Origin of the sequence: Nonomuraea typhae, assembly GCF_009760925.1 — a bacterium.
Lineage (GTDB): Bacteria > Actinomycetota > Actinomycetes > Streptosporangiales > Streptosporangiaceae > Nonomuraea > Nonomuraea typhae.
Genome location: NZ_VRLV01000008.1, coordinates 408,046 through 431,109, shown reverse-complemented (window position 1 = coordinate 431,109; position 23,064 = coordinate 408,046). Strand labels below are relative to the sequence as shown.

The following is a 23,064-nucleotide window of genomic DNA, read 5'->3' as shown; positions in this document are numbered from 1 at the left end:
ATATAGTCGGCGTGTGCAATTAATGTGCACGCTTACTAACGTCGTATGGGGGATATTCTATGCCTCTCGCCTTGTTCGCACTCGCGATCAGCGCCTTCGGCATCGGAACCACGGAGTTCATCATCAACGGCCTGCTCCCCGAGCTCGCCCACGACTTCGGGGTCACCATTCCCGCCGCCGGCCTGCTCGTCTCCGGATACGCCCTCGGCGTCGCCGTCGGCGGCCCGCCTCTGACCATGCTCGGCGGCCGGCTGTCGCGCAAGACCATGCTGCTGGCGTTGATGCTGCTCTTCATCGCCGGCAACCTCCTCTCCGCCCTCGCTCCGTCGTACGGCGTGCTCATGGTCGGCCGCCTCCTGGCCGCCTTCGCGCACGGCGCCTACTTCGGCGTCGGCTCCGTGGTCGCCGCCGGCCTGGTCGCCCCGCAGAAGCGCGCCAGCGCCATCGCCCTGATGTTCACCGGCCTCACCGTGGCCAACGTGGCCGGCGTCCCCCTCGGCACCTGGATCGGCCAGGCGTTCGGCTGGCGTTCCACCTTCTGGGTCGTCGTCGTCATCGGCGTGATCGGCCTGGCCGGCGTCATGGCGTTGGTCCCCAGCCAGAAGCCGGAGCCCGTCAGCCTCCGCACCGAACTGGCCACCTTCAAAAAGGGCGCCGTCTGGCTGGCCCTGGCCATGACCGTCTTCGGTTTCGCGCCCGTCTTCGCCATCATCACCTTCATCGCCCCCATCATGACCGGAGTGGGCGGTTTCAGCCCAGCCGCCGTACCCATGGTGATGGCCTTGTTCGGCGTCGGCCTGGTCATCGGCAACCTCATCGGCGGCCGCCTGGCCGACCGCGCCCTGATGCCCGCGATCTACGGCTCGGTAGCCGCCCTGACCGCCCTGGCCGTCCTGGTGGCCCTCCTGTCCGCCAGCCAGGTCGCCTTCATCGTGACGATCACCCTGTTCGGCGCGGCGGCCTTCGCCGCCGTCCCACCCCTGCAGACCCGAGTCCTCGACGCCGCCGCCGGCGCCCCCACCCTGGCCTCGGCCGCCAACATCGGCGCCTTCAACGTGGGCAACGCCATCGGCTCCTTCGCCGCCGGCCTCACCATCGACGCCGGCCTCGGCTACACCTCCCCAGCCTGGACCGCCGCCCTCCTGGGCCTCGCGGGCCTGGCCATCGCGGGCGCCGCCGGGCTCCAGGCCCGCCGCCATGCGCTGGTCGCGGCGTAGCGACATGCCAAGGGTCCGGTACGGCAACGCGTACCGGACCCTCGTTACGTGGTCAGCCGAAGAGCTCGTCGACGTGGCTGACGGTGGCGACGCCGGTCAGCCAGGAGTCGATCTGCTCAATGTCGGTGCAGCTCAGGATCCGGGATTCGGCGTCGTCCGGCACCTCGATGCCACGGTTCCGGAGGACTCTGACGACGGCCTTCGCCTCGCCCCTGACCTCACCCTCAGCGCGGCCCTTGGCGAGCATCTCCTCCTGGAACTGCTGCATGATCGGGCTCTTGAACTTCTGAGTCACTGTCATGAGTTCCTTCCAGAACGCTTTCGCTGCTTTCGTGGTCGCCCGCGAACTCGGGGGCGAGGGTGAGATTGAGGAAATATTACTGACTGTTTACAGCAGATGACGGAGAGTTTAGATCTTTGCCGACTCGTGCCCCAGCAGCCACTCCTTCACCGCCGTGCCGTAGTAATACCCCCCATAACCTCCACCGCCCGGAACCACCCGATGACACGGCACAAACGGCGCGATCAGGTTCTGCGCACAAGCAGATCCCGCAGCCCGGGCCGCACCCCGGGAAAGCCCCGCCAGCTCGGCCAGTTCCCCATAGGTGACGGTCGTCCCCGCCGGCACCTCGCGCAGCGCCTTGTGCAGGGCCCGGCGCTTGGGGGTGCCGGGCTGGGAGACGGGCAGGGTGTCGATGGCGGTCAGGTCGCCGGCGAAGTAGGCGAGGGTCGCCCGGGTGATGGGGCCCAGAGAGTCCACGACCTCCAGGCCCTCTGCCTGCAGGGCGGGCGTGAGCCGGACGAACATCTCGGCGGGGTCGGCGGTGAAGCCGGCCGCGACCAGGACGCCGTCGTGGGCCAGGAGGGACAGCGGGCCCGCGGGGGTGGGCAGGACTTCGGCTTCGATCATGACGAGCTCCAGAGGTGCAGGGCGGCGTAGGCACGCCACGGGCGCCAGCGTTCTACGTGGTCAGAGGGGATGTTCAGCGCGGCCATGCGTTTGGTCAGGACCAGGTCGCCCGTGGGCCAGGCGTCCGGGTCGCGCAGGGCGCGCAGGGCGATGTAGGAGGCGGTCCACGGGCCTATGCCGGGGACCTTCAGCAACTCGGCCACCGCCTCGGACGGTTGCATGCCGCCGTCCAGGTCGATCTGGCCCTCGGCCACCCGCGACGCCAGCTCTCGCATCGTGGCCAGGCGGCGGTTGGTGAAGCCCAGGCCGGTCAGGTCGGCCTCGGCCAGGACGGCGGCGCTGGGGAACAGCGGGCCGGTCCTGGTGACGATGCGGCCCAGGAGCGTGCGGGCGCCGGCTACCGAGATCTGCTGGCCGACCACGGCGCGGATGGCCAGCTCGAAGCCGTCGAACGTGCCGGGCACCCGCAGGCCGGGCCGGGCCCGCACCAGCGGCTCCAGGGACGTCGTGCCCAGGGCGGCGGCGATGGCGGCGGGGTCGGCGTCGAGGTCGAGGAGGCGGCGGCAGCGGGCCACGACGCGGGCCAGCTGGCGGGTGTCGTCGAGGGTGATGTCCAGGTTGAAGGCGCCCGGCCTGGGGGTCAGCGTCAGGGTGCCGCCGGGCACGAGGCGGGTGTAGGACAGGCCGTCCACCGTCTCCAGGCCGGGGATCGCGCGGCTGGCCAGGAAGGCGTACATGCCTTCCACGTCGTACGGCTCCCGCCGATGCAGTCGCAGGCGGAGTTCGGCGGCGCTCTCCGAGACCCCTGACGGCCCGGCGGTGGCCCGCAGTTCGCTGGGCGTGAAGCCGTACGTCTCCCGCATGGTCGCGTTGAACTGCCGCACGCTGCCGAACCCGGCGGCGAAGGCGACCTCGGTCACCGGCAGCGGCGTTTCGGTGAGCAACTGTTTGGCCAGGAGCAGCCGCCGGGTCCTGGCCACGGCCAAGGGGCCCACGCCCAGTTCGGCGACGAACAGCCGGTGGAGGTGCCGCTCGGTGATGTGCAGGCGCCGGGCCAGGCCGGCGATGCCGGTGTCGTCGGCGGCCCCGTCGTCGATGAGGCGCAGGGCGCGGCCGATGAGGTCGCCGCGCAGGTCCCAGCCGGGGTCGCCGGGGGAGAGCTCCGGGCGGCAGCGCTTGCAGGGGCGGAAGCCGGCGGCCTCGGCGGAGGCGGCGTGCCGGTAGAAGCGGACGTTGCGGGAGGCCGGCGTGCGGGCGGGGCAGATCGGGCGGCAGTAGATGCGCGTGGTCTTGACGGCCGTGTAGAAGCGGCCGTCGAACCGGGCGTCCCGTGCGGAGACCGCCCGGTAGCAGGCGTTGAAGTCGAGCTCTACGGGTGCCATGCGATCGACAGTATGTGCTCTTCGGGATTGGTGACTGGCCGAATTCGGACGTATGCATTGACAGAAAGATGACCATGTCAGCTAACCTTGTACATATGAATAGCTATTCAGAGGTGCAGATCGATGGCTGTAGCGTGAGAGTTGTGGACGCGCCCCGGGTCGAGTCCGTGCGCTCCCGGATGCCGGGTCAGGAAGACCTCGGCGACACCGCGGAGATCTTCGGGCTGCTCGGCGATCCCAACCGGCTCAAGCTGCTGCTCGCCCTCCTGGATGGCGAACTGTGCGTGTGCGACCTTGCCGCGGTGACGGGCCAGAGCGAGTCGGCCGTCTCCCACGCCCTGCGGCTCCTGCGCGCGCACCGGGTCGTCGCGGTCCGCCGCGCCGGCCGCATGGCCTACTACCGATTGGAGGACGCGCACGTGCGCATGCTGCTGGATCTGGCGATCGCCCACACCGGTCACACACAGGCGATCCACCCTGAGCGTCACCCCGAACACGACGGGAGCCTCTGATGGGAGCGGGGCACGGGCACGGTCACGCGGGCGCCAAGCACCGCTGGCGGCTGGTCGTCTCCTTCGTGCTGATCGGCTCCTTCTTCGGGGTCGAGCTGGTCTTCGGACTCATCACCGGCTCGCTGTCGCTGCTGTCGGACGCCGGTCACATGGCCGCCGACGTGGTGACGCTCGGCGCGGCGCTGGTGGCCACCCGCATCGCCGCCAGGCCCGACACCACGGGACGGCGCAGCTACGGCTCCTACCGGGCCGAGGTGTTCGCCTCGCTGCTCGCGGTCGTGCTCATGCTCGGCGTCGCGGTGTACGTCGTGGTCGAGGCGATCGGGCGCATCGGCGAGACGACCGAGATCGCGACCGGGCCCATGATGATCGTCGGCGCCCTCGGCCTGCTGGTCAACGTGATCGCACTGGTGCTGCTGCGCAGCGGCGCCGCCGAGAGCCTCAACGTCAAGGGCGCCTACCTGGAGGTCATGGCCGACACCGCCGGCTCGGTCGGCGTCATCGTGGCCGGCTGGCTCGTCAGCCAGACCGGCCAGCCGATCTGGGACACCGTCGTCGCCCTGGCCATCGGCGCCTTCGTCGCCATCCGCGCGGTCGGCCTGGGCCGGCAGGTGTTCTCGGTGCTCGGCCAGCACGTGCCCGAGGGCATCAGCGCCGACGAGGTGGCCGGTGATCTGGCCGCCATCGATGGTGTCCAGGACGTGCACGACCTGCACCTGTGGACGCTGACCTCCGGCATGCACGTGGCCACCGCGCACCTGGTGACCGACGAGGCGCGCAGCCACGCCGTACTCGATCAGGCACGTGACGTGCTGCGCGCCCGGCACGGCGTGGCGCACGCGACGCTGCAGGTGGAGCCCTCCGACCACAAGGGCTGCGACGAGATCGGCTGGTGAGTCAGCGCTCGGCGCGCAGCGGCGAGAAGGCGATCGGCACCCAGCTGAGGGACATGAACAGCGCGCCCGTCCACAACGCGGCGCGCACGCCCCACAACTCGCCGATCAGCGCCGCCAGCAGGCCGCCGATCCCGACGGCGCCCATGAGGACGAGGCGCATGGTGGCGTTCATCCGGCCGAGCAGCTCGTCGGGCGTGACCCGCTGGCGGAAGCTGACCAGCAGCACGTTGTTGAGGCCGGTGCGGTAGGTGAGCACGAACCAGGCGGCGGCCGAGACCCAGATCCAGGCGCCGCCGTCCAGCAGCGGCACCAGGAGCGAGGCCGGCGTGGTGATCAGGGAAACGATCCACACCGCCCGCCCCCTGCCGAGGCGGGCGCCGACGTGGTGGGCGGTGGCCGAGCCGGCCAGCGTGCCGACGCCGCCCACGGCCAGGTAGAGCCCGAGCACCCACTCCGGGTAGCCGAGCTCGGTGACGACCAGCACCGGCAGCAGCACCGCGTACAACGGGAAGCCCAGGTTCGTCATCGCGCCCTGCAGCACGATGGGGCGCAGCGTGGCGTGGCCGAGCACGAAGCGCACGCCTTCGGCGATCTGCCCGGCCATCCGGGGCGGCGGCGTGTCACGGACGCTCTCCAGAGCGGGCACCCCGCGCAGGAAGAGCGCCGACCACGCGTATCCCACCGCGTTCAGCAGCACGGCCGCCGGCGCCCCCGCCGCGCCCACGAGCACCCCGGCGAAGCTGCGGCCGGAGATGTCCATGGCCGCGTTCGTCCCGACGAGCAGCGAGTTCGCCTCGGTCAGGCGCTCGCGGCCGACCAGGCGCGGCACGAAGCTCTGGGCGGCGACGTCGAAGAAGAGCGTGCCGACGCCGGTCAGCGCGGCCACGACGTACAGGTGCCCCATGGTCAGCCCGCCCAGCCACGCGGCCAGCGGCACCGACCCCAGCAGTACGGCCCGGCCCAGGTCGGCCGCGATCATGAGGGGACGTTTGCGCATCCGGTCGATCCACGCCCCGGCGGGCAGCCCGACGATCAGCACGGAGATCGTGGCCAGCGCGCTGAGCAGCCCCACCTCCCCGGGCCCGGCGTGCAGCTCCACCAGGGCCAGCAGCGGCAGCGCGACGTACCCGACCTGGGCCCCGAAGGCGCTCACGGCCGAGCCGAGGTAGAGGTTGCGAAATCCTGCCTCACTCAGCAAAACGGTCATGCCTCGTACGATGATGAAATGTCGCTCAGGAGCGCGATGGATTAAGGCAGGAGCGAATCGAATGCCCCTCGAACTGTCCTTCACCGCCCAGGACGTGGCCGGCACCCGCTTCGCGATCTCCCCGCTCTGGGAGGTCGTGGCCAGCGTCCGCGTGCTCAAGGACCCGAGCGGCGTCAACCGCCCATGGGCCGAGCGGGTGCGCCGCCGCCTGGCCGACGTGGACTGGAGGCTGCTGGCCGACCTCGTCCCGATGCCCACGATCTCGCTGGTCTGCTTCCTCAGCCCGCCGCCCGCGACCGCGCTGCCCGACCTGGACCTGGAACTGGCCGGTCTGCTGGCGTGCGAGCCCGACGTGCGCGACCAGCTCGACACCTGGACCCACGGCCGCCGCACGCCCGGCATCCAGGCGTTGTACGACGACCCCGCACGCGGCCTGGCCCGGCTGGCCGAGGAGATCAGGGCCTACTGGTCGGCCGCGATCGAGCCCTACTGGCCGCGCATCCGCAACCTGTGCGAGGGCGACCTCCTTTATCGCGCCAAGGCGCTGGCCAGGGGCGGCGTCCGGGGCATGCTGGCCGACCTCGACGGCAACGTGAGCTGGAAGGGCGAGCGCCTGCTGCTGGACCACCGCTTCTGCCAGGGCACCCGCGCGCTCGACGGCCGCGGCCTGCTGCTGGTGCCCTCGGTGTTCGCCTGGCCGCGGATCTTCTCCATCACCGCGCCGCCGTACCAGCCGACGCTGCGCTACCCGCCGCGCGGCATCGCCACGCTGTGGGAGCACCGCGAGATCGACCCGCCGCGGGCGCTGGCGGCCGTGCTCGGCCGCACCCGCGCCCGCCTGCTGGCCTCGCTCGACCAGCCCGCCTCGACCCGTGAGCTGGCCGGCCGCACCGGCCTGTCGGAGCCCGGCGCGAGCCAGCACCTCACCGCGCTGCGCCGGGCCGGGCTCTGCAGCGCCCACCGCACCGGGCGCTATGTCCTCTACGCGCGTACGGCTGTCGCCGAGGCGCTACTTGCTGGAGACGCCGACCCCTAGGTCGAACTCCCGGTAGACCCGGGCCCAGAACCCGTCGCGCAGCCACACCCGGGCCTCCGGGTAGGGCCGCAGCGAGTGCCCGAGCTCCTTCTCCGCCTCGATGAGCAACTCGGTGTCGATGACCGTCGGCAGGATCGGCCCCGGCAGCAGGTCGCGGATGTTGTCGCGCCCGCGGGTGAGGATCCACTTCTGCGCCACGTGCTCGCCGACGTCCTCCACGCGGGGCCTGGAGGGGCCGAGCTTGGCCACCTGGCCGGGCTTGACCTGCGGCTTCGGGGCGGCCGGGCGGCCGGCGAAGACCTGGGCCGGCGAGGGCGCGGTGGCCGGGGGCGTGACGGGGACGGGCTGGGGGGCACGGCTGAAGAAAGGTCTCAGGAAATCCGCAGAAATGACTTCAACAGTGTCGGACTCCCACACGAGACGCTCGGCCTGGTTTGTTCCATAGGGTGGTTCGACGCCCCACAAATGGATCCGTACGCCGTAGGCTTGCGCGGCCTCGACGGCCGGCACCATGTCTTCATCGCCCGCCAGCAGGATCGTGTCGGTCACCGCGTGATGCCGGGCCAGCGCCTCGAGGTCGCTCCTGATCTGGGCGTCCACGCCTTTTTGCTGGCCACGGGCGTTCAGGTTGCCCAGTCGTACCTTCACCCAGGGCAACTGTGCGATCACCCGCTGATCGACGGTGGGCACGCGGTCACGGGCGGCGTCATACCAATAGATCCGCAGGAGTTCTCCAGAAATACGTGCTTCTGCATGTTTCTGCAGACTCTGGATGAGCTCATCCGCGGCCACCCGATATTCCTTGCGCTCCTTCGCGCCAAGCAGCACTTCACCTGCGGCGGCATACAGATAACCGACATCCACCAGGACGGCGTACTTCGCTGCCACAGGATGCGGCGTGAGGTCTGGGATGGGCATGTCGTCCTCCAGGCCGCGGCCTTAGTTGATCGGCTGACTATATACGCCTACTTTTCTAGATAGTCCCAACTCCCGGGGAAGTTGACACCCGTTTCCAAGGATCCTTCTAGGGTAGAGCGCTCATCCGCCAAGCCGACTTCCCCGGCGCGAGCCGGGTACGCATGCCTCTGGCCGGGTTACGCCAGGATTCGCGCTGACGGCGCGGCTCAGGGGCGGGGGCGGCCTGCCGGGCGGCCAGGACCGCTACCAGGGCCGCGAGCTCCTCGGGTGTGGCGTCGCCGCGGACGACTCTCAGATGCTCCCTCACAGCGGGATGTTCCCATGCTTCTTCGGCGGCAGCGAGGCCCTCTTGTTACGAAGCGCCCGCAGCGCCTTGACCACTTGCGGACGGGTGTCCGAGGGCCGAATTACGGCATCGACATAACCCCGTTCAGCGGCGATATACGGATTGGCCAGCGTGTCCTCGTATTCCATGACGAGCCGGGCACGCTCGGCGTCGGGGTCGGCGGCGGAGGCGAGTTCGCGCCGGTAGAGGATGTTCACCGCGCCCTGGGCGCCCATGACCGCGATCTGCGCGGTGGGCCAGGCGAGGTTGATGTCGGCGCCGAGGTGCTTGGAGCCCATGACGTCGTAGGCGCCGCCGTACGCCTTGCGGGTGATGACGGTGACGAGCGGGACGGTGGCCTCGGCGTAGGCGTACAGGAGCTTGGCGCCGCGCCGGATGATGCCGTTCCATTCCTGGTCGGTCCCGGGGAGGAATCCGGGGACGTCAACAAAAGTGAGGATCGGGATATTAAATGCATCGCATGTTCGGATAAATCGAGCGGCCTTCTCGGACGCATTAATATCCAAGCAACCTGCGAAATGCATGGGCTGGTTGGCCACCACGCCCACCGGGTGCCCGTCCACCCGGCCGTAACCGACCACGATGTTCGGCGCGAACTGGGCGTGGACCTCCAGGAACTCCCCGTCGTCCAGCACGTGCTCGATGACCCGGTGCATGTCGTAGGGCTGGTTGGCCGAGTCGGGGATGAGCGTGTCGAGCTCCGGATCCGGGTCCAGGTCGGCGGCGGCCTCGTAGACCGGGGCCTCGTCCAGGTTGTTGGACGGCAGGTAGGACAGCAGCGCCTTGACGTACTCGAGCGCGTCGTCCTCGTCGGATGCCTGGTAGTGGGCCACGCCGGACTTCGTGTTGTGCGTGTGGGCGCCGCCCAGCTCCTCGAAGCTGACCTCCTCGCCGGTGACCGTCTTGATGACGTCCGGGCCGGTGATGAACATCTGCGAGGTCTGGTCGACCATGACGATGAAGTCCGTCAGCGCCGGGGAGTACACGTGCCCGCCGGCCGCCGCGCCCATGATCAGGGAGATCTGCGGGATGACGCCCGAGGCGTGCACGTTGCGCTTGAAGATCTCGGCGTAGAGGCCGAGCGCGACCACGCCCTCCTGGATCCGCGCGCCGCCGCCCTCGTTGATGCCGATGATCGGGCAGCCGGTCTTCAGCGCCATGTCCAGAATTTTCACGATCTTCTCGCCGTACACCTCGCCCAGCGAGCCGCCGAAGACCGTCACATCCTGTGAGAAGACGCACACCTGCCGGCCATCGACCGTGCCATAACCCGTGATCACACCGTCGGAGTACGGCCGGCGGCCCTCCAGCCCGAACATCGTCGAGCGGTGCCGCGCGAACTCGTCGAACTCCACGAACGAGTCCTCGTCCAGAAGCGCCAGAACCCGCTCGCGCGCGGTCATCTTGCCCTTCGCGTGCTGCTTCTCCACCGCCGCCGCGGACCCCGCGTGCACCGCCTCGTCGAGCCGCCGTTCAAGGTCGGCGATCTTACCGGCGGTGGTGTGAATATCCGGCAGTTCCGGCAATTCCTCAGCAGCACTCATGCGCAGCAGGTTAGTCGCTCCTTCTACGCTGGTTCCATGACGGAGGCGGTTCGCACGCAGGGGCTCTTCAAGAGGTACGGCCAGCAGATCGCGGTCGCGGGCGTCGACCTCGTCGTCCCGTCCGGGAGTTTCGCCGGGCTGGTCGGCCCGAACGGCGCCGGCAAGACCACGACCCTCAGCATGATCACCGGTCTGCTCCGGCCGGACGGCGGCCGGGCCGCGATCGACGGACTCGACGTGTGGCGCGACCCGGTCCAGGTCAAGGCCAGGGTGGGCGTGCTGCCCGAAGGGCTGCGCCTGTTCGAGCGGCTGTCCGGGCGTGAACTGCTCCTCTACAACGGCCGCCTGCGCGGCATCCCCGCGGCCGAGGTCGAGCAGCGCGCCGGGGAACTGCTCGCGGTCATGGACCTGGGCCAGGCCGCCGACAAGCTCGTCGTCGACTACTCCACCGGCATGCGCAAGAAGATCGGCCTGGCCGCCGCGCTGCTGCACAACCCGTCCGTGCTCTTCCTGGACGAGCCGTTCGAGGGCGTCGACCCGGTCAGCGCCGACACCCTGACCGACGTGCTGCGCCGCTTCACCGCCTCCGGCTCCACCGTCATCTTCTCCAGCCACGTGATGGACCTGGTCGAACGGCTGTGCGACTGGGTGTCGGTGATGAGCGCCGGGCACATCGTGGCCCAGGGCCCGCTGGCCGAGGTACGCGGGGAACGCAGCCTCAACCAGGCTTTCCTCGACCTCGTCGGCGGCCCCAGGCACACGGGCGAGGCCGGCCTGAGCTGGCTGGGCGCCAACGGCGCCAACGGCTCCGCCGGCGCCGGCGGAGCCGGCGGCTCCGGCGCCTCCGGCAGCACCGCCCAGCCGGGAGGCGAGCGGTGAGCACCGCCCTCCTGTTCGCGCGGCTCAAGCTGCGCCTGGTCGCCGGCAACCTGCGCGGCGACCTGGCCCGCAAGTTCGGCTTCGTCTTCACCCTCATCGCCGCCGTCTCCGTGGCCGGCCTGGGCTTCCTGCTCATGAGCCTGCTCCGGCTGGCCGCCCCGGACCTCGCCCTCGACCTGGCCGTGCTCGCCTTCGCCGCGTACTGGATCGGCTGGGCCGTCGTCCCGCTGCTCGCCTTCGGCCTGGACGACACGCTCGACCCGGCCAGGCTCTCGCTCTTCCCGCTGCGCACCCACCAGCTCGCCGTCGGCATGTTCGCCGCCTCGGCCACCGGCGTGTGGCCCGCCGCCACCCTCGTGGTCACCACGGGCGCCCTGGTCGGCGTGGCGAGCGGGATCGGCGGCGTGCTCATCGGCGTCGTCGCCGTCTGCCTGCAGTTCGCCCTGTGCCTGGTCACCTCCCGCCTGGTCACCACCGCGCTGTCCGGCGCGCTGCGCTCGCGACGGGGCCGTGACGCGCTGGCCGTCGCGGCGATCTTCGCGATCCTGCTGTTCCAGCTGCCCAACCTCATCGCCAACCAGGGGCTCGGCGACCCGCTGGCGCTCATCCGCGGCTCGGCCGAGGTGCTGCGATGGACCCCGCCCGGCCTGGCCGCCCACGCCATCGCCGACGGCGGCCCGGTCGCCCTCGCCGAGGTCCTGGTGCTGGCGGTGATCGTCGTGGCGATCGGCTGGCTGTGGATCAAGGCGCTCGGCCGGGCGCTGGTGACCACCGACGCCTCCACCCAGGCGGCTTCGGTCCGCCGCTCCAGCGGCCTCGTCGACCGCTTCCTGCCCGACGGCCCGCTGGCGGCCGTGGTCACCAAGGAGCTGAAGTACATCAGGCGCGACCCGCGCTTCCGCGTGGGCTGGTTCGCCTCGATCGTGGTCACCGGGGCGATCGCCTTCTCCACGACCGGCCAGAACCTTCAGGGCAGCCTGCCCACCGTGCTCGGCCCGGCCTGCCTGGGCGCGATGATGCTGGCGCTGCAGTCGTGCAACGCCTTCGGCATCGACGGCCGCTCCCTGTGGATGAACGCGGTGGCCTTCGGCGACGAACGCGGCCTGCGCATCGACCTGACCGGCCGCCACCTGGCCGGCGCCCTGGTCGCGCTGCCCCTGCTGCTGCTCATGGTCACGGCCGTGGCCCTGTTCACCGGCGTGCCGTCGGCGATCCTGCCCGCCGCCCTGACCTCCTGGGGCGTGTACGGCATCGGCGTAGGCGTGGGCGCCATGACCAGCGTGCTCCTGCCGTACACGGTGCCCGACCGCCTCAACGCCTTCACCGGCGCCGCCCCCGGCCAGGGCGGGCAGGCGTTCGCCGCCTCGTTCGGCGCGATGATCGGCATCGTCGGGCTGGGCCTGCCGCTGGTGCTGCCGGTGCTGCTCGGCCTGCCGTGGGTGAGCGTCCTGGCGCTGCCGTACGGCGTGGCGGTGGAGTACTTCGGCACCCGGCTGGCCGCCCGCGTGGGCCACGCGCGCATGCCCGAGGTGCTGGACGCGGTGTCAAAGCCCACGTGAACAGTGGTCTAGTCCAATAAGTGAGACCGGTCGCCAGCTGTTCACCGGCACTCTGTACCCTTCGGAGCATGACTGACCAGGCAGTTGAACGCCGCAGCGCCGCTGTCGTCGAGATGCCGGACGAGCTCCGCCGAGACGTGAAACTGCTCGGCAGACTGCTCGGTGACGTGGTCGCCGAGCAGGGCGGCAAGGATCTTCTTGCCGACGTCGAGCGGCTGCGCAAGGCCGTGATCGCCGCGCGCAGGGGAGAGGTCTCGGCCGACGAGATCGCCGCGATGGTCGCCGAGTGGGAGATCGACCGGGCGGTGCAGATCGCCCGCGCCTTCACCTGTTACTTCCACCTGGCCAACCTCGCCGAGGAGCACTACCGCATCAGGACGCTCCGGGAGCGCGACACCGAGGGCGAGGTGCTCAAGGAGTCCCTGGCGCATGCCGTACACGAGCTCGGCGCCGAGCGCGTGCGGGAGCTCGTCGAGGGCCTCGAGCTGCACCCGGTGCTGACCGCGCACCCGACCGAGGCGCGCAGGCGGGCGGTCGTCACCGCGATCCAGCGCGTCAGCTCCCGGCTGGCCGAGTACAAGGCGCCCGGGCGCGGCGCCTCCGAGCGCGAGGAGAGCCTGCGGCGGCTGCTGGAGGAGATCGACCTCCTCTGGCGTACGGCGCAGCTGCGCAACACCAAGCTTGACCCCCTCGACGAGGTGCGCACCGCGATGGCCGCCTTCGACGAGACGTTGTTCCGGGTGGTGCCGCAGGTCTACCGCTCGCTGGATACCGCGCTCGGCGAGGGCGCCGGCACCAGGGCGCCGCTGGCGCGGCCGTTCATCCGCTACGGAAGCTGGATCGGCGGCGACCGTGACGGCAACCCCAACGTGACCGCCAAGGTCACCCGCGAGGCGGTGCTCATCCAGGCCGAGCACGTGCTGACCGCGCTGGAGACGGCCACCACGCGCATCGCCCGCACGCTCACCGCCAACGCGCAGTTCGCCCCGCCGTCGCGGGAGCTGCGCGCGGCGCTCTCCGCCGCCGAGGACGCCCATCCCGACCTGGTCTCGGAGCTGGCCACCCGCTCGCCGCAGGAGCCGCACCGGCAGTGGCTGCTGTACGTGGCCGCCCGCATCGCCGCCACCAACCAGCGCGACCTCGACCTCGCCTACCGCACGCCGAAGGAACTGCTGGCCGACCTCAGGCTGGCCCAGCAGTCGCTGGCCCGGCACGCGGCCCGGCAGGCGTACGGCGAGCTGCAGCATCTCATCTGGCAGGTGGAGACGTTCGGCTTCCACCTGGCCGAGCTGGAGGTGCGCCAGCACTCGCAGGTGCACGCGGCGGCGCTGGAGGAGATCAGGGCCGGTGGCGAGCTGTCGGCGCGCACCGAGGAGGTGCTGTCCACGATCCGGGTGATCGGCTGGATCCAGGAGCGGTACGGCGTGACCGCCTGCTCCAGGTACGTCGTGTCGTTCACCCGCTCGGCCGACGACGTGGCGGCGGTGTACGAGCTGGCCGAGGCGGCGCTGGGCAGGCGGGCGCCGGTGCTCGACGTGGTGCCGTTGTTCGAGTCCGGCGAAGACCTCGACAACGCCCCCGGCGTGCTGACCGGCATGCTGGAGATCCCCCAGGTGCGCGTGCGGCTGGCCGGCACCGGGCGGCGCATGGAGATCATGCTCGGCTACTCCGACTCGGCCAAGGAGCTCGGGCCGGCGGCGGCGACGCTGAAGCTCTACAAGACGCAGGAACGCCTCACGGCCTGGGCCCGCGAGAACGACGTGAAGCTGCGCCTGTTCCACGGTCGCGGCGGCGCGCTCGGCCGCGGCGGCGGCCCAGCCAACCGGGCGGTGCTCGCCCAGGCTCCGGGGTCGGTGGCCGGGCGGTTCAAGGTGACCGAGCAAGGCGAGGTGATCTTCGCCAGGTACGGCCACGTGGCGATCGCCCGCAGGCACATGGAGCAGGTGGCCAACGCCGTGCTGCTGGCCTCCTCGCCCACGAACGGAACCCGGACCGCCCTGGCCGCCGAGCGGTTCCGCGCGCTGGCCGAGCAGGTGGCCTCCGCCTCCGAGCGGGCCTACCGCGCGCTGACCGAGGCGCCGGGCTTCCCCGAGTGGTTCGGCCTGGTCTCCCCGCTGGAGGAGATCGGCTCCCTGCGGCTCGGCTCCCGCCCGGCCAGGCGCGGGCTCGGCGCCCCCAAGTCGCTGGACGACCTGCGGGCCATCCCGTGGGTCTTCGCCTGGGCGCAGACCCGGGTGAACCTGCCCGGCTGGTACGGCCTGGGCACCGGCCTGGCCTCCGTCGCCTCGATCGACGAGCTGCGCGCGGCCTACGAGGAGTGGCCGTTGTTCAACGCCATGCTCGACAACGCGGAGATGTCGCTGGCCAAGACCGACCGCTCGATCGCCGAGCGCTATCTCGCGCTCGGCGGCCGGGACGACTTCGCCGGGCAGGTGCTGGCCGAGTACGACCTGACCCGCTCGCTGGTGCTGCAGGTGACCGGGCACACCCGGCTACTGGAGAACCGCAAGGTGCTCTCGCGGGCCGTACAGCTGCGCGACCCCTACGTGGACGCCCTGTCGCACCTGCAGTTGCGGGCGCTGGCCGCGCTGCGCAAGGGCGGGGTGTCGGAGCGGGAGGCCGAGCGGCTGTCGACGTTGCTGCTGCTGTCGGTCAACGGAGTGGCTGCGGGTTTGCAGAATACTGGGTGAACCTGCGCAGTCCCCATTCGATGGGGCCGTGGGCGTGGTTGCGCATCCACCAGGCGCTCAGCAGCAGGAGCACCGTGTAGATGGCCGCGGCCACGCCGACCACGGCGATGGGCGCCAGCTTGCCGCCGAGGCCCAGGCCGTACCCGGTGAAGACCAGGCACATGAGGATCGACTGCCCGATGTAGTTGGACGCGGCGGCCTTGCCGGCCCAGGCCAGCGACCGGCCGATCGCGGGCAGGCGTTTGACCACCTCCAGCAGGGTGACGACGTAGGCGGCCGCCAGCGCCAGCGACAGGATGTTGTTGACCGCCGTGCCGACCAGTTGCAGCGCGCCGTCGTGCCCGGTGGCCCAGGTGAAGAAGACGGCTCCCGGCAGGCCCACGCCGTACCCGACGACCAGGATGCGCGGCACGAGGTGCGCCCAGCGCTCGCGGTCCTCCAGCAGGCGGGACTTGCCCGCGGCCATGCCGAACAGGAACAGCGCCATCGCCATCGGGCCCTGGCCGAACCAGACGAACGCCGCCAGCATCGGGTAGGTCGCAGCCTGGAACTGCAGGAAGCTCAGCGGGCTGCCGGTGACCTGCTCCTCGGCCCGCGCGATGACCGCGAGGTCGGGCGCCGCCGTCGCGCCGGCGGTGGGGTCGAGCGTGGTCAGCCAGGCCAGGACGAGCCAGAGGACCGTCATGACGCCGATGATCCAGCAGCCGATCTTCACCGCGGTTCTGGGCCTGATGTTGCGCATGGCCAGCAGGAGCAGGCCGAGCGCGGCGTAGAGGGTGAGGATGTCGCCGATCCAGAGAAGGAAGCCCTGGGTCACGCCGAGCAGGAACAACCCCAGGCAGCGGCGGAGCATCCGCGGCTTGACCTTCTCGCCCCACGAGCGCATCTGCATCGTGAAGGAGTAGCCGAACATGAACGAGAAGATGACGTAGAACTTGGTGAGTACCAGCGTCTGGATGGTCAGGTTCACCGGGTCACGGCCGAACTCCATGCTGGTGATGGCCGCCGAGAGACCGGGCTCGGCGTAGAAGCCGATGTTGGCGACCAGGATGCCGCCGAGCGCGAAGCCCCGAACGGCGTCGATCTCGTGGATGCGCCTTAACGTCGGCGCCGTGGTGGTCATGCGTCCGACGCTAGAGATCGGCCGTGGGCCGCACATCCGTCCCAGGGCGCTGGGATCACCAACCAAAGTTGCAAAGCGGAAAGGGCCCGGCGGGTGCCGGGCCCTTTCCGCTGAGGTTTCGGGGTCAGTGCGCGTACTCGGCGTCCTGCCGCGCCTGCCTGGGGAGCATGAGGCCGACCAGGAAGGTCACCACGATCATCCCGGCCGCCACCGCGAAGGTGATCTCCGCGCTGCCGGTGCCGAAGAACACCGTCCCGAGTACGGCGAGGCCGAGCGCGTTGCCCACCTGCTGCAGAGCGGTCAGGGTGCCGGAGGCGGAGCCGGTCTCCTGGGGGTCCACCGCGGCCAGCACGATGTTGAAGTACGGGCCCATGATCATGCCGCTGCCGAGGCCGACGAAGACCAGGGCGGGGGCGAGCTGCCAGGGGGTGACGCCCGGCTCGGCCACGATCAGCAGGGCGACCACCGCGATCGCCATGATGACGGCGCCGGTCAGCAGGACCTTGCGGCCGTAGCGCTGGGTGGCCTGGGCGACGCCCATGCCCGCGATCATGCCGATGGAGGAGGGGACGCCGGTCAGCGCGGCCTTCAGCGGGTCGTAGTGGAGCATGAGCTGGGTGTAGAGGCCGATGACCATGAAGACCCCGCCGAAGGCGGCGAAGTAGACGGTGCCGACGGCCATGCCGGACAGGAACGCGGGCTTGCGGAACAGCGAGGGGGCGACCAGCGGGTCGTCACCGCGGGCGGCGCGGCGCTTCTCGTAGGCGACGAAGGCGACGAGGGTGGCGACCGAGGCGGCCATCAGCGCGAACGACCAGGCCGGCCAGCCGTGCTCCTGGCCCTGGACCAGCGGGAAGACCATCAGGACGATGGCGGCGGAGGCGAGGGCGGCGCCGGGCAGGTCGAGCTTGACGCCGCCGATCGGCGGGGTGTTGGGCAGGAACTTCAGCGCCGCGACGATCGCGACCAGGCCGATCGGCAGGTTGATCAGGAAGATCATCCGCCAGCCGGTGCCGAACAGGTCGGCGCTGACCAGCCAGCCGGCCAGGATCGGGCCGCCGATGGCCGACAGGCCCATGACCGGGCCCATGAGCCCGAAGGCGCCGGCCAGTTCCTTGGGCGGGAACATCTCCTTCATCAGGCCCATGCCCTGGGGGATCATCGCCGCGCCGAACAGCCCCTGGACGACCCGGGCCATGATGATCATCTCCGGGCTGACGGAGACGGCGCAGAGCAGCGAGCCGACCGTGAAACCGGCCATCCCGATGAGGAACATCCGCTTGCGGCCGACGATGTCGCCCAGCCGTCCGCCGGTCAGCAGGCCCGCGGTCATGGCCAGGATGTAGGCGGCGCCCAGCCACTGGATGAAGGCGTTGCCGGCGCCGAAGCCGGCGCGCATCGTGGGTCCGGCGATGTGGGTGACGGTGGCGTCGAGCAGCTCCATGACGGAGCCGGACATGATCACGCCCAGGGCCGCCCAGCGCCACTTGTAGACCGCGGGCTGCTCGGGGGCGGCGGCTACGGTGTCCACCGGTCGGGTGTCGAGGACGGTCATTGTTTGCCTCCTGAATCGGAACGGCTTGTTCTGTTCCAACACTAGCAGAACGGAATACTTCATTCCACATCTGGGTTCAAGATCTTTTGTGGGAAACGGCCCAAAGGGAAAGGGCCGTAGCGACGACGCTACGGCCCTATGCGGAAAGGTTCATTCCGCGTTGTACGCGGCGAAGAAATTCCGTACATCCTCGGCGAACACCTCGGGCACCTCGTGCGCGGCGTAGTGCCCGCCGACGTCGTAGAACGTCCACTGGGTGATGTTGCGGTGATCCCGCTCGGCGAAGCGCCGGATCGACTGGAAGTCGTTGGCGAAGTTCGCCAGCCCGATCGGCACGGTCGTCGGCTCGGCCGGCGCCTCCAGCTTGGCGTTCTCGTAGTAGAAGCGGGCCGAGGAGGCGGCCGTGCCGTACAGCCAGTGGACGGCGATGTTGCTCACCGCCCAGTCGATGCCGAGTTCCTCGCCCATGAGCTGCCCCATCCAGCCCAGCAGGCCCGCGGGGGAGTCGGCCAGGCCGTGGGCGAGGGTCTGCGGCGCCTGGGACTGCATCGTGTTGAACGCGCCCATGGTCTCCCAGAACGACTGCAGGAATCGGACCCTCCCCAGGTCCTCCTCGCTCAGCCCCTCGAACTCGGCCGGGTCGCCGGAGGGGAAGGAGAAGATCTGGGTGACGTGCAGGGCCGCCGCGTGCTCGGGGTCGAGCCTGCCGATGTACGGCGTGACGATCGAGCTGCCGTCGTTGCCCAGCGCTCCGTAGCGGTCGTAGCCCAGGCGCTTCATCAGCTCGGCCCAGGCGGCGGCGACGCGGGCGGCGTTCCAGCCGCGCTCCTTTGTCGGGCCCGAGAAGCCGAAGCCGGGCACGGACGGGATGACGAGGTGGAAGTCACGCGACAGCGGCTCGATCACCTCGACGTACTCCAGGGCGGTGCCCGGCCAGCCGTGGGTCAGGATCAGCGGCAGCGCGTTCTCCTTGGCGGAGCGGATGTGGAAGAAGTGCACGTTCTGGCCGTCGATCTCGGTGGTGAACTGCGGGTAGGCGTTGAGCCTGGCCTCCAGGGCGCGCCAGTCGAACGCGTCACGCATGTGCTCGACCATGCGGCGCACCCGGCCGGCGCTCACGCCGTACTCCTCGCCGGCGTCGGGGAGCTCCTCGGTGAAGCGGGTCCGGGCCAGGCGGTCCTTCAGGTCGTCCAGGTCGGCCTGGGGGACGTCGATGCGGTAGGGGCGGATCTCGGACATGTGCGGATTCCTCTCCGGGGAGCAGATCGTTCCGTTCTGAGTAGAACTCTACCAGAACGGAATGCTCTATTCCATATTTGGGGCGCGGAAAGTCCGGCGACCGTGGTCGAGGAGGCGTCAGGTGAGCTTGATGCGCTCCGGGCCCGCGTAGACGTTGCAGCGCTCGCCGCGCAGGAACCCCACGAGCGTCATGCCGAACTCCCTGGCCAGGTCCACGGCCAGCGACGACGGCGCCGAGACCGCGCACACCACCGGGATGCCCGCCGCCAGCGCCTTCTGCATGATCTCGTAGCTGGCCCGCCCGCTGACCATGAGGACCCGGTCGGCCAGCGGCAGGTCGCCGCGGAGCCCGGCCCAGCCGACCAGCTTGTCCAGGGCGTTGTGGCGGCCCACGTCCTCGCGTACCGCGACCAGCTCGCCGCCGGCCGTGAACAGCCCGGCCGCGTGCAGGCCGCCGGTCTTGCCGAAGACGCCCTGGGCGGCGCGCAGCCGGTCCGGCAGGCCGTACAGGATCTCCTGGGTGAGCCCGAGCTCGGGCGGGGTGACGGGGGAGCAGCGGTGACGCAGCGCGTCCAGGCTGGCCGAGCCGCAGATGCCGCACGCGCTGGAGGTGACGAAGTGGCGGTCCAGCGCGGGCAGGTCGGGGATCGGGCCCTTCAGGTGTACGGTCACCACGTTGTAGCGGGCCTCGGGCAGCACGTCCTCGTCGGTGCAGTAGCCGATTCCGGCGATGTCCACCGGCGCGGCGATGCCCTCGGCGTGCAGGAACCCGGCGGCCAGCTCGAAGTCGTGGCCGGGGGTGCGCATGGTGATGGCCGCCGTTCTGCGCTCGTGGCCGGAGCGCAGGCGGATCTCCAGGGGTTCCTCGGTGGCCAGGTCGTCGCGGCGCTCCCGGGCCACAGATCCGGAAATTTCCCGAATCCGGGCGCGGGTCGTGGGGCCGGGGCGGTCGGTCACAGCTGCTTCACGGTGACGAGGGCGTTGTAGTCGGGGATCTTGGCGTCGGGCGAGCGGCGGGACTCGTCCAGCAGCACGTTGCCCTCCGGCCAGTGGATCTGCAGGTTGCCGGGCATGAGCGGCGCGCGCAGCACCTTGCCCTGGTAGGTGCGCGGGCGCTCGCCGAGCGAGGTGAGCTCCACCGGGGCGCCGTCGGGCAGGCCGAGCCGGTCGGCGTCGTAGGCGCTCATGAGCACCGCCTCGCGCATGGCGCCGTTGAAGCCGTCGCGCCGCTCGTGAACCATGCTGTTGAACTGCTTGCCCCGCCGCGTGGCCACCATGAACGCCCCGTCGGGGCGCTCCAGCGAGGGCAGCGAGACCGGGGAGAAGGCGGCCAGGCCGTCCTCGGTCTGGAACCTGCCGCCGGAGAACAGGTGCCGCCCGCCGTACTGGACGTTGTCCCCGAAAGCCTTCAGGCCGGAGATGCCCTCATAGAAGGGGACGGCCTGCTCGATCTCCGCACGGATCTGCGGAGTACCCGTAAAGCCGATTTTTCCGGAAATGTCCGGCCGAACCCGTGACGCCAGCTCCGTGAAGATCTTCCACTCCGGCCACGCCTCGCCGATCCGCGGCCCCTCCACCTCGGGCGAGAAGATGATCCGGCGCTCGGTGGAGGTCTCGGTGACCCCGCCCACCATCTCGTAGCGGGTCTGCGCGGGCAGCAGCAGGACGTCACCCGCGCTCGGCACCAGCATCTGCGAGGACAGCACGATGTCGATGTGCACCCGCAGCTTCAGCCGCGCCAGCGCCTCGCGGCAGTAGGCGGGGTCCGGCAGCACCTCCAGGAAGTTGCCGCCGGAGGAGACCAGCACGTCCAGCTCGCCGGCGTGCGCCGCGTCGATCATCTCGGTCGCGGTCAGGCCGGGGGAGCCGGGCACCTCGAACCCCCACAGCTCCGTAAATTTCGTGGCATTGGCGGGGGTGACCGGCAGACCGCCGGGCAGCCCGGTCGCATACGCGCCCATCTCCGCCCCGCCCTGCACCCCGCTGTGCCCGCGGATCGGCATCAGCCCGCAGTTGTCGCGCCCCACGAACCCGCGGGCCAGCGCCAGGTTGACGATCGCCCGCACGTTGTCCTCGCCGTAGCTGTGCTGCGTGATGCCCATCGACCACACCAGCACCGCCGAGCGCGCCCGCCCGAGCAGCTCCGCCAGCCGCAGCATCTCCTGCCGCGTGGCGCCCGACAACGCCTCCAGCGCCTCCCACGACTGTTCCGCGACCGCCCGCCGTACCTCGTCGAAACCCTTCGTCCGGGAGCGCACGAAGTCCTCGTCCACCCAGCCCTTCTCGATGAGGTGCTTGAGCACGCCGTTGAGGAAGCCGATGTCACCGCCCACGTTCACGCCGAAGAACTCGTCGGTGATCTTCGTGCCGAACACCGCGGACTCGGCGTTCGACGGCACCCAGTACTTGTCCATGCCCGGCTCGCGATAGGCGTTGACCATCGCGATCCGGGTCCCGGCCTTCTTGGCGTGGTAGAGGTACTTCATCGCCACCGGCTGGTTGTTCGACGGGTTCGAGCCGATGAACACGATCAGGTCGGAGCCGATCCAGTCGGTGTAGGAGCAGGTCGTGGCCGCCGCCCCGATCGTCTGCTTCAGCGCCACCGTCGAGGGCGAGTGGCAGATGCGCGCGGCGTTGTCCACGTTGTTGCTGCCCATCGCGCGCACCGCCTTCTGCGCGGCGTAGTAGTTCTCGTTGGGCACGCCCCGGCTGGTCAGGTAGACGCCGAACCGCGCCGCGCGCAGGTGCCCGGCCGCCACGGCCAGCGCCTCGTCCCACGAGATGCGGGTGAAACCGGGCTCGCCCGCCCGCCTGATCATCGGGTACGGCAGGCGGCCCAGCTCACGCAGCTCCGCGCTCTTCTTCCCGGTCAGGCCGGAGACGTCCTTGAGCGCCTTGTACGTCAGCGCCGGCATCGTGTTGAGCGGCAGCAGCCGCAGCCGGATGTTGCACAGGTGGATCTCGTCCATCGTCCAGTCGCGCATCCCCTGGGTGCCCAGCGCGCACCCGTCGCACGTGCCCTGGTTGAGAATGCGCCACGCGTACCGCCGATTGCCCTTGACCGACTTGAACGCCTTCCACAACTCCAGATAGTTGTTCGGCTTGCGCAGCCCGATGCCGAACGGCCGCCACGAAGCCCAATTGCGCGGGTCAAGGAACTTGCTCATCCCCCCATTCTCCCCTCACTGCCGACGCGACGACCAGGCCGTAGGAAGATGGTGCACGTGGCAGACTCGCGTTACTCCGACCTCGAACGTCCCCCTCTGTCCCAGGGCGCGCTCAACCGCGCTCTGGTACGGCCCGGCAGCCTGTGGACCGGCATCACGGTCGTCGACGGCACCGGCTCCACCAACGCCGACCTGGCCCAGGAGGCACGGGGCGGCGCCGAGCAGGGCGCGGTGCTCGTGGCCGAGGCCCAGCACGCCGGGCGTGGAAGGCTGGGCCGGGTGTGGAACGCGCCACCGCGCTCCGGGCTGACGTTCTCGGTGCTGCTGCGCCCGGCGGTGCCGCTGGTGCGCCAGGGCTGGCTGCCGCTGCTGTTCGGGGTGGCCGCCGCCGCGGCGGTGCGCCGCCTGGCCGAGGTGGACGTGCGCCTGAAGTGGCCCAACGACCTGCTCGTCGGCGAGCGCAAGCTGGCCGGGATCCTGGCCGAGCGGGTGGACGACGCGGTGGTCATCGGCATGGGGCTCAACGTCTCGCTCCAGCCGGCCGAACTGCCCGTCGAGACCGCCACCTCGCTGGCGATCGAGGAGGCCGCCTGCACCGACCGCGACCCGCTGCTGCGGGCCATCCTGCGCGAGCTCGAAACCCACTACCGCGAATGGAGCGAGGAGGGCGGCGACGCCGACGCGGCCGGGCTGCGCGCCGCCTACCAGGCGTCCTGCGCCACGATCGGCAGCGCCATCCGCATCGAACTGCCCGGCGAGCGCGTGCTGGAGGGCCGCGCCGTCGGCGTGGACCAGAACGGCCACCTTCAAGTCGAGGCCGAGGGCAGGCCACAAACCTTGAGCGCAGGTGATGTCGTTCACGTGCGACCGGCACCATAGAGTGG

At 70.5% G+C, this 23,064-nt stretch carries 20 protein-coding genes; 8 read left to right on the top strand and 12 right to left on the bottom strand.

Annotated elements, in window-relative coordinates; translation table 11 throughout:
* Positions 1-59 precede the first annotated feature (59 nt).
* Positions 60-1,217: an MFS transporter gene (locus tag FVE25_RS30725; RefSeq protein ID WP_157250569.1), complete on the top strand. Its 1,158-nt coding sequence runs from the start codon at positions 60-62 to the stop codon at positions 1,215-1,217.
* 52 nt (positions 1,218-1,269) lie between these two features.
* Here the strand turns inward: FVE25_RS30725 and FVE25_RS30720 are convergent, their stop codons facing one another.
* The 3 genes from FVE25_RS30720 to FVE25_RS30710 form a co-directional block, all read right to left on the bottom strand.
* The gene (locus tag FVE25_RS30720; RefSeq protein ID WP_157250568.1) at positions 1,270-1,518 is read right to left on the bottom strand and encodes a hypothetical protein; all 249 of its coding nucleotides are present in this window, start codon (positions 1,516-1,518) and stop codon (positions 1,270-1,272) included.
* A gap of 108 nt (positions 1,519-1,626) precedes the next feature.
* Positions 1,627-2,127, bottom strand: coding sequence for a methylated-DNA--[protein]-cysteine S-methyltransferase (locus tag FVE25_RS30715; protein ID WP_157250567.1), 501 nt, complete (start codon positions 2,125-2,127; stop codon positions 1,627-1,629).
* Positions 2,124-3,509, bottom strand: a complete 1,386-nt coding sequence (locus tag FVE25_RS30710) for a DNA-3-methyladenine glycosylase 2 family protein (protein ID WP_157250566.1) — start codon at positions 3,507-3,509, stop codon at positions 2,124-2,126. The genes FVE25_RS30715 and FVE25_RS30710 overlap by 4 nt, the downstream gene beginning before the upstream one ends.
* 143 nt (positions 3,510-3,652) lie before the next feature.
* On the opposite strand from FVE25_RS30710, the gene FVE25_RS30705 reads away from it, so the two are divergent.
* Both FVE25_RS30705 and FVE25_RS30700 read left to right on the top strand, forming a co-directional pair.
* Entirely contained in the window at positions 3,653-4,021 is a 369-nt protein-coding gene (locus tag FVE25_RS30705) for an ArsR/SmtB family transcription factor (protein WP_281367921.1), read from the top strand.
* On the top strand, positions 4,021-4,917 hold the full coding sequence (locus FVE25_RS30700; protein WP_157250564.1) for a cation diffusion facilitator family transporter: 897 nt from the start codon (positions 4,021-4,023) through the stop codon (positions 4,915-4,917). Before FVE25_RS30705 ends, FVE25_RS30700 begins: the two co-directional genes overlap by 1 nt.
* 1 nt (position 4,918) lies before the next feature.
* On the opposite strand, the gene FVE25_RS30695 is transcribed toward FVE25_RS30700, so the two are convergent.
* The gene (locus tag FVE25_RS30695) at positions 4,919-6,124 is read right to left on the bottom strand and encodes an MFS transporter (RefSeq protein ID WP_157250563.1); all 1,206 of its coding nucleotides are present in this window, start codon (positions 6,122-6,124) and stop codon (positions 4,919-4,921) included.
* 61 nt (positions 6,125-6,185) lie between these two features.
* On the opposite strand from FVE25_RS30695, the gene FVE25_RS30690 reads away from it, so the two are divergent.
* Positions 6,186-7,160, top strand: coding sequence for an ArsR/SmtB family transcription factor (locus FVE25_RS30690; RefSeq protein WP_157250562.1), 975 nt, complete (start codon positions 6,186-6,188; stop codon positions 7,158-7,160).
* Here the strand turns inward: FVE25_RS30690 and FVE25_RS30685 are convergent.
* The 3 genes from FVE25_RS30685 to FVE25_RS30675 form a co-directional block, all read right to left on the bottom strand.
* A complete protein-coding gene (locus FVE25_RS30685; protein WP_157250561.1) occupies positions 7,134-8,078 on the bottom strand; it encodes an NYN domain-containing protein in 945 nt (314 codons plus the stop codon). The genes FVE25_RS30690 and FVE25_RS30685 overlap by 27 nt on opposite strands.
* Before the next feature lie 106 nt (positions 8,079-8,184).
* Positions 8,185-8,385, bottom strand: a complete 201-nt coding sequence (locus tag FVE25_RS30680) for an acyl-CoA carboxylase subunit epsilon (protein WP_157250560.1) — start codon at positions 8,383-8,385, stop codon at positions 8,185-8,187.
* Entirely contained in the window at positions 8,382-9,968 is a 1,587-nt protein-coding gene (locus FVE25_RS30675; RefSeq protein ID WP_157250559.1) for an acyl-CoA carboxylase subunit beta, read from the bottom strand. Before FVE25_RS30675 ends, FVE25_RS30680 begins: the two co-directional genes overlap by 4 nt.
* Before the next feature lie 36 nt (positions 9,969-10,004).
* Between FVE25_RS30675 and FVE25_RS30670 the strand changes: the two genes are divergently transcribed.
* The 3 genes from FVE25_RS30670 (at position 10,005) to FVE25_RS30660 (ending at position 15,096) form a co-directional block, all read left to right on the top strand.
* Entirely contained in the window at positions 10,005-10,847 is an 843-nt protein-coding gene (locus FVE25_RS30670) for an ABC transporter ATP-binding protein (RefSeq protein ID WP_157250558.1), read from the top strand.
* The gene (locus FVE25_RS30665; RefSeq protein ID WP_157250557.1) at positions 10,844-12,406 is read left to right on the top strand and encodes a hypothetical protein; all 1,563 of its coding nucleotides are present in this window, start codon (positions 10,844-10,846) and stop codon (positions 12,404-12,406) included. Before FVE25_RS30670 ends, FVE25_RS30665 begins: the two co-directional genes overlap by 4 nt.
* 68 nt (positions 12,407-12,474) lie before the next feature.
* On the top strand, positions 12,475-15,096 hold the full coding sequence (locus FVE25_RS30660) for a phosphoenolpyruvate carboxylase (RefSeq protein WP_157250556.1): 2,622 nt from the start codon (positions 12,475-12,477) through the stop codon (positions 15,094-15,096).
* Here the strand turns inward: FVE25_RS30660 and FVE25_RS30655 are convergent.
* The 5 genes from FVE25_RS30655 to FVE25_RS30635 form a co-directional block, all read right to left on the bottom strand.
* Entirely contained in the window at positions 15,059-16,219 is a 1,161-nt protein-coding gene (locus FVE25_RS30655; RefSeq protein ID WP_157250555.1) for a DUF418 domain-containing protein, read from the bottom strand. The genes FVE25_RS30660 and FVE25_RS30655 overlap by 38 nt on opposite strands.
* Positions 16,220-16,343: 124 nt before the next feature.
* The gene (locus tag FVE25_RS30650) at positions 16,344-17,774 is read right to left on the bottom strand and encodes an MFS transporter (RefSeq protein WP_157250554.1); all 1,431 of its coding nucleotides are present in this window, start codon (positions 17,772-17,774) and stop codon (positions 16,344-16,346) included.
* Positions 17,775-17,924: 150 nt separating this feature from the next.
* A complete protein-coding gene (locus FVE25_RS30645) occupies positions 17,925-19,013 on the bottom strand; it encodes an epoxide hydrolase family protein (RefSeq protein ID WP_157250553.1) in 1,089 nt (362 codons plus the stop codon).
* 117 nt (positions 19,014-19,130) lie between these two features.
* A complete protein-coding gene (fdhD, locus tag FVE25_RS30640; RefSeq protein WP_157250552.1) occupies positions 19,131-19,970 on the bottom strand; it encodes a formate dehydrogenase accessory sulfurtransferase FdhD in 840 nt (279 codons plus the stop codon).
* Complete coding sequence (locus FVE25_RS30635; protein ID WP_157250551.1) at positions 19,967-22,180, bottom strand: FdhF/YdeP family oxidoreductase; 2,214 nt, start codon at positions 22,178-22,180, stop codon at positions 19,967-19,969. Before FVE25_RS30635 ends, fdhD begins: the two co-directional genes overlap by 4 nt.
* Positions 22,181-22,228: 48 nt before the next feature.
* Between FVE25_RS30635 and FVE25_RS30630 the strand changes: the two genes are divergently transcribed.
* Positions 22,229-23,059, top strand: coding sequence for a biotin--[acetyl-CoA-carboxylase] ligase (locus FVE25_RS30630; RefSeq protein WP_157250550.1), 831 nt, complete (start codon positions 22,229-22,231; stop codon positions 23,057-23,059).
* Positions 23,060-23,064 lie beyond the last annotated feature (5 nt).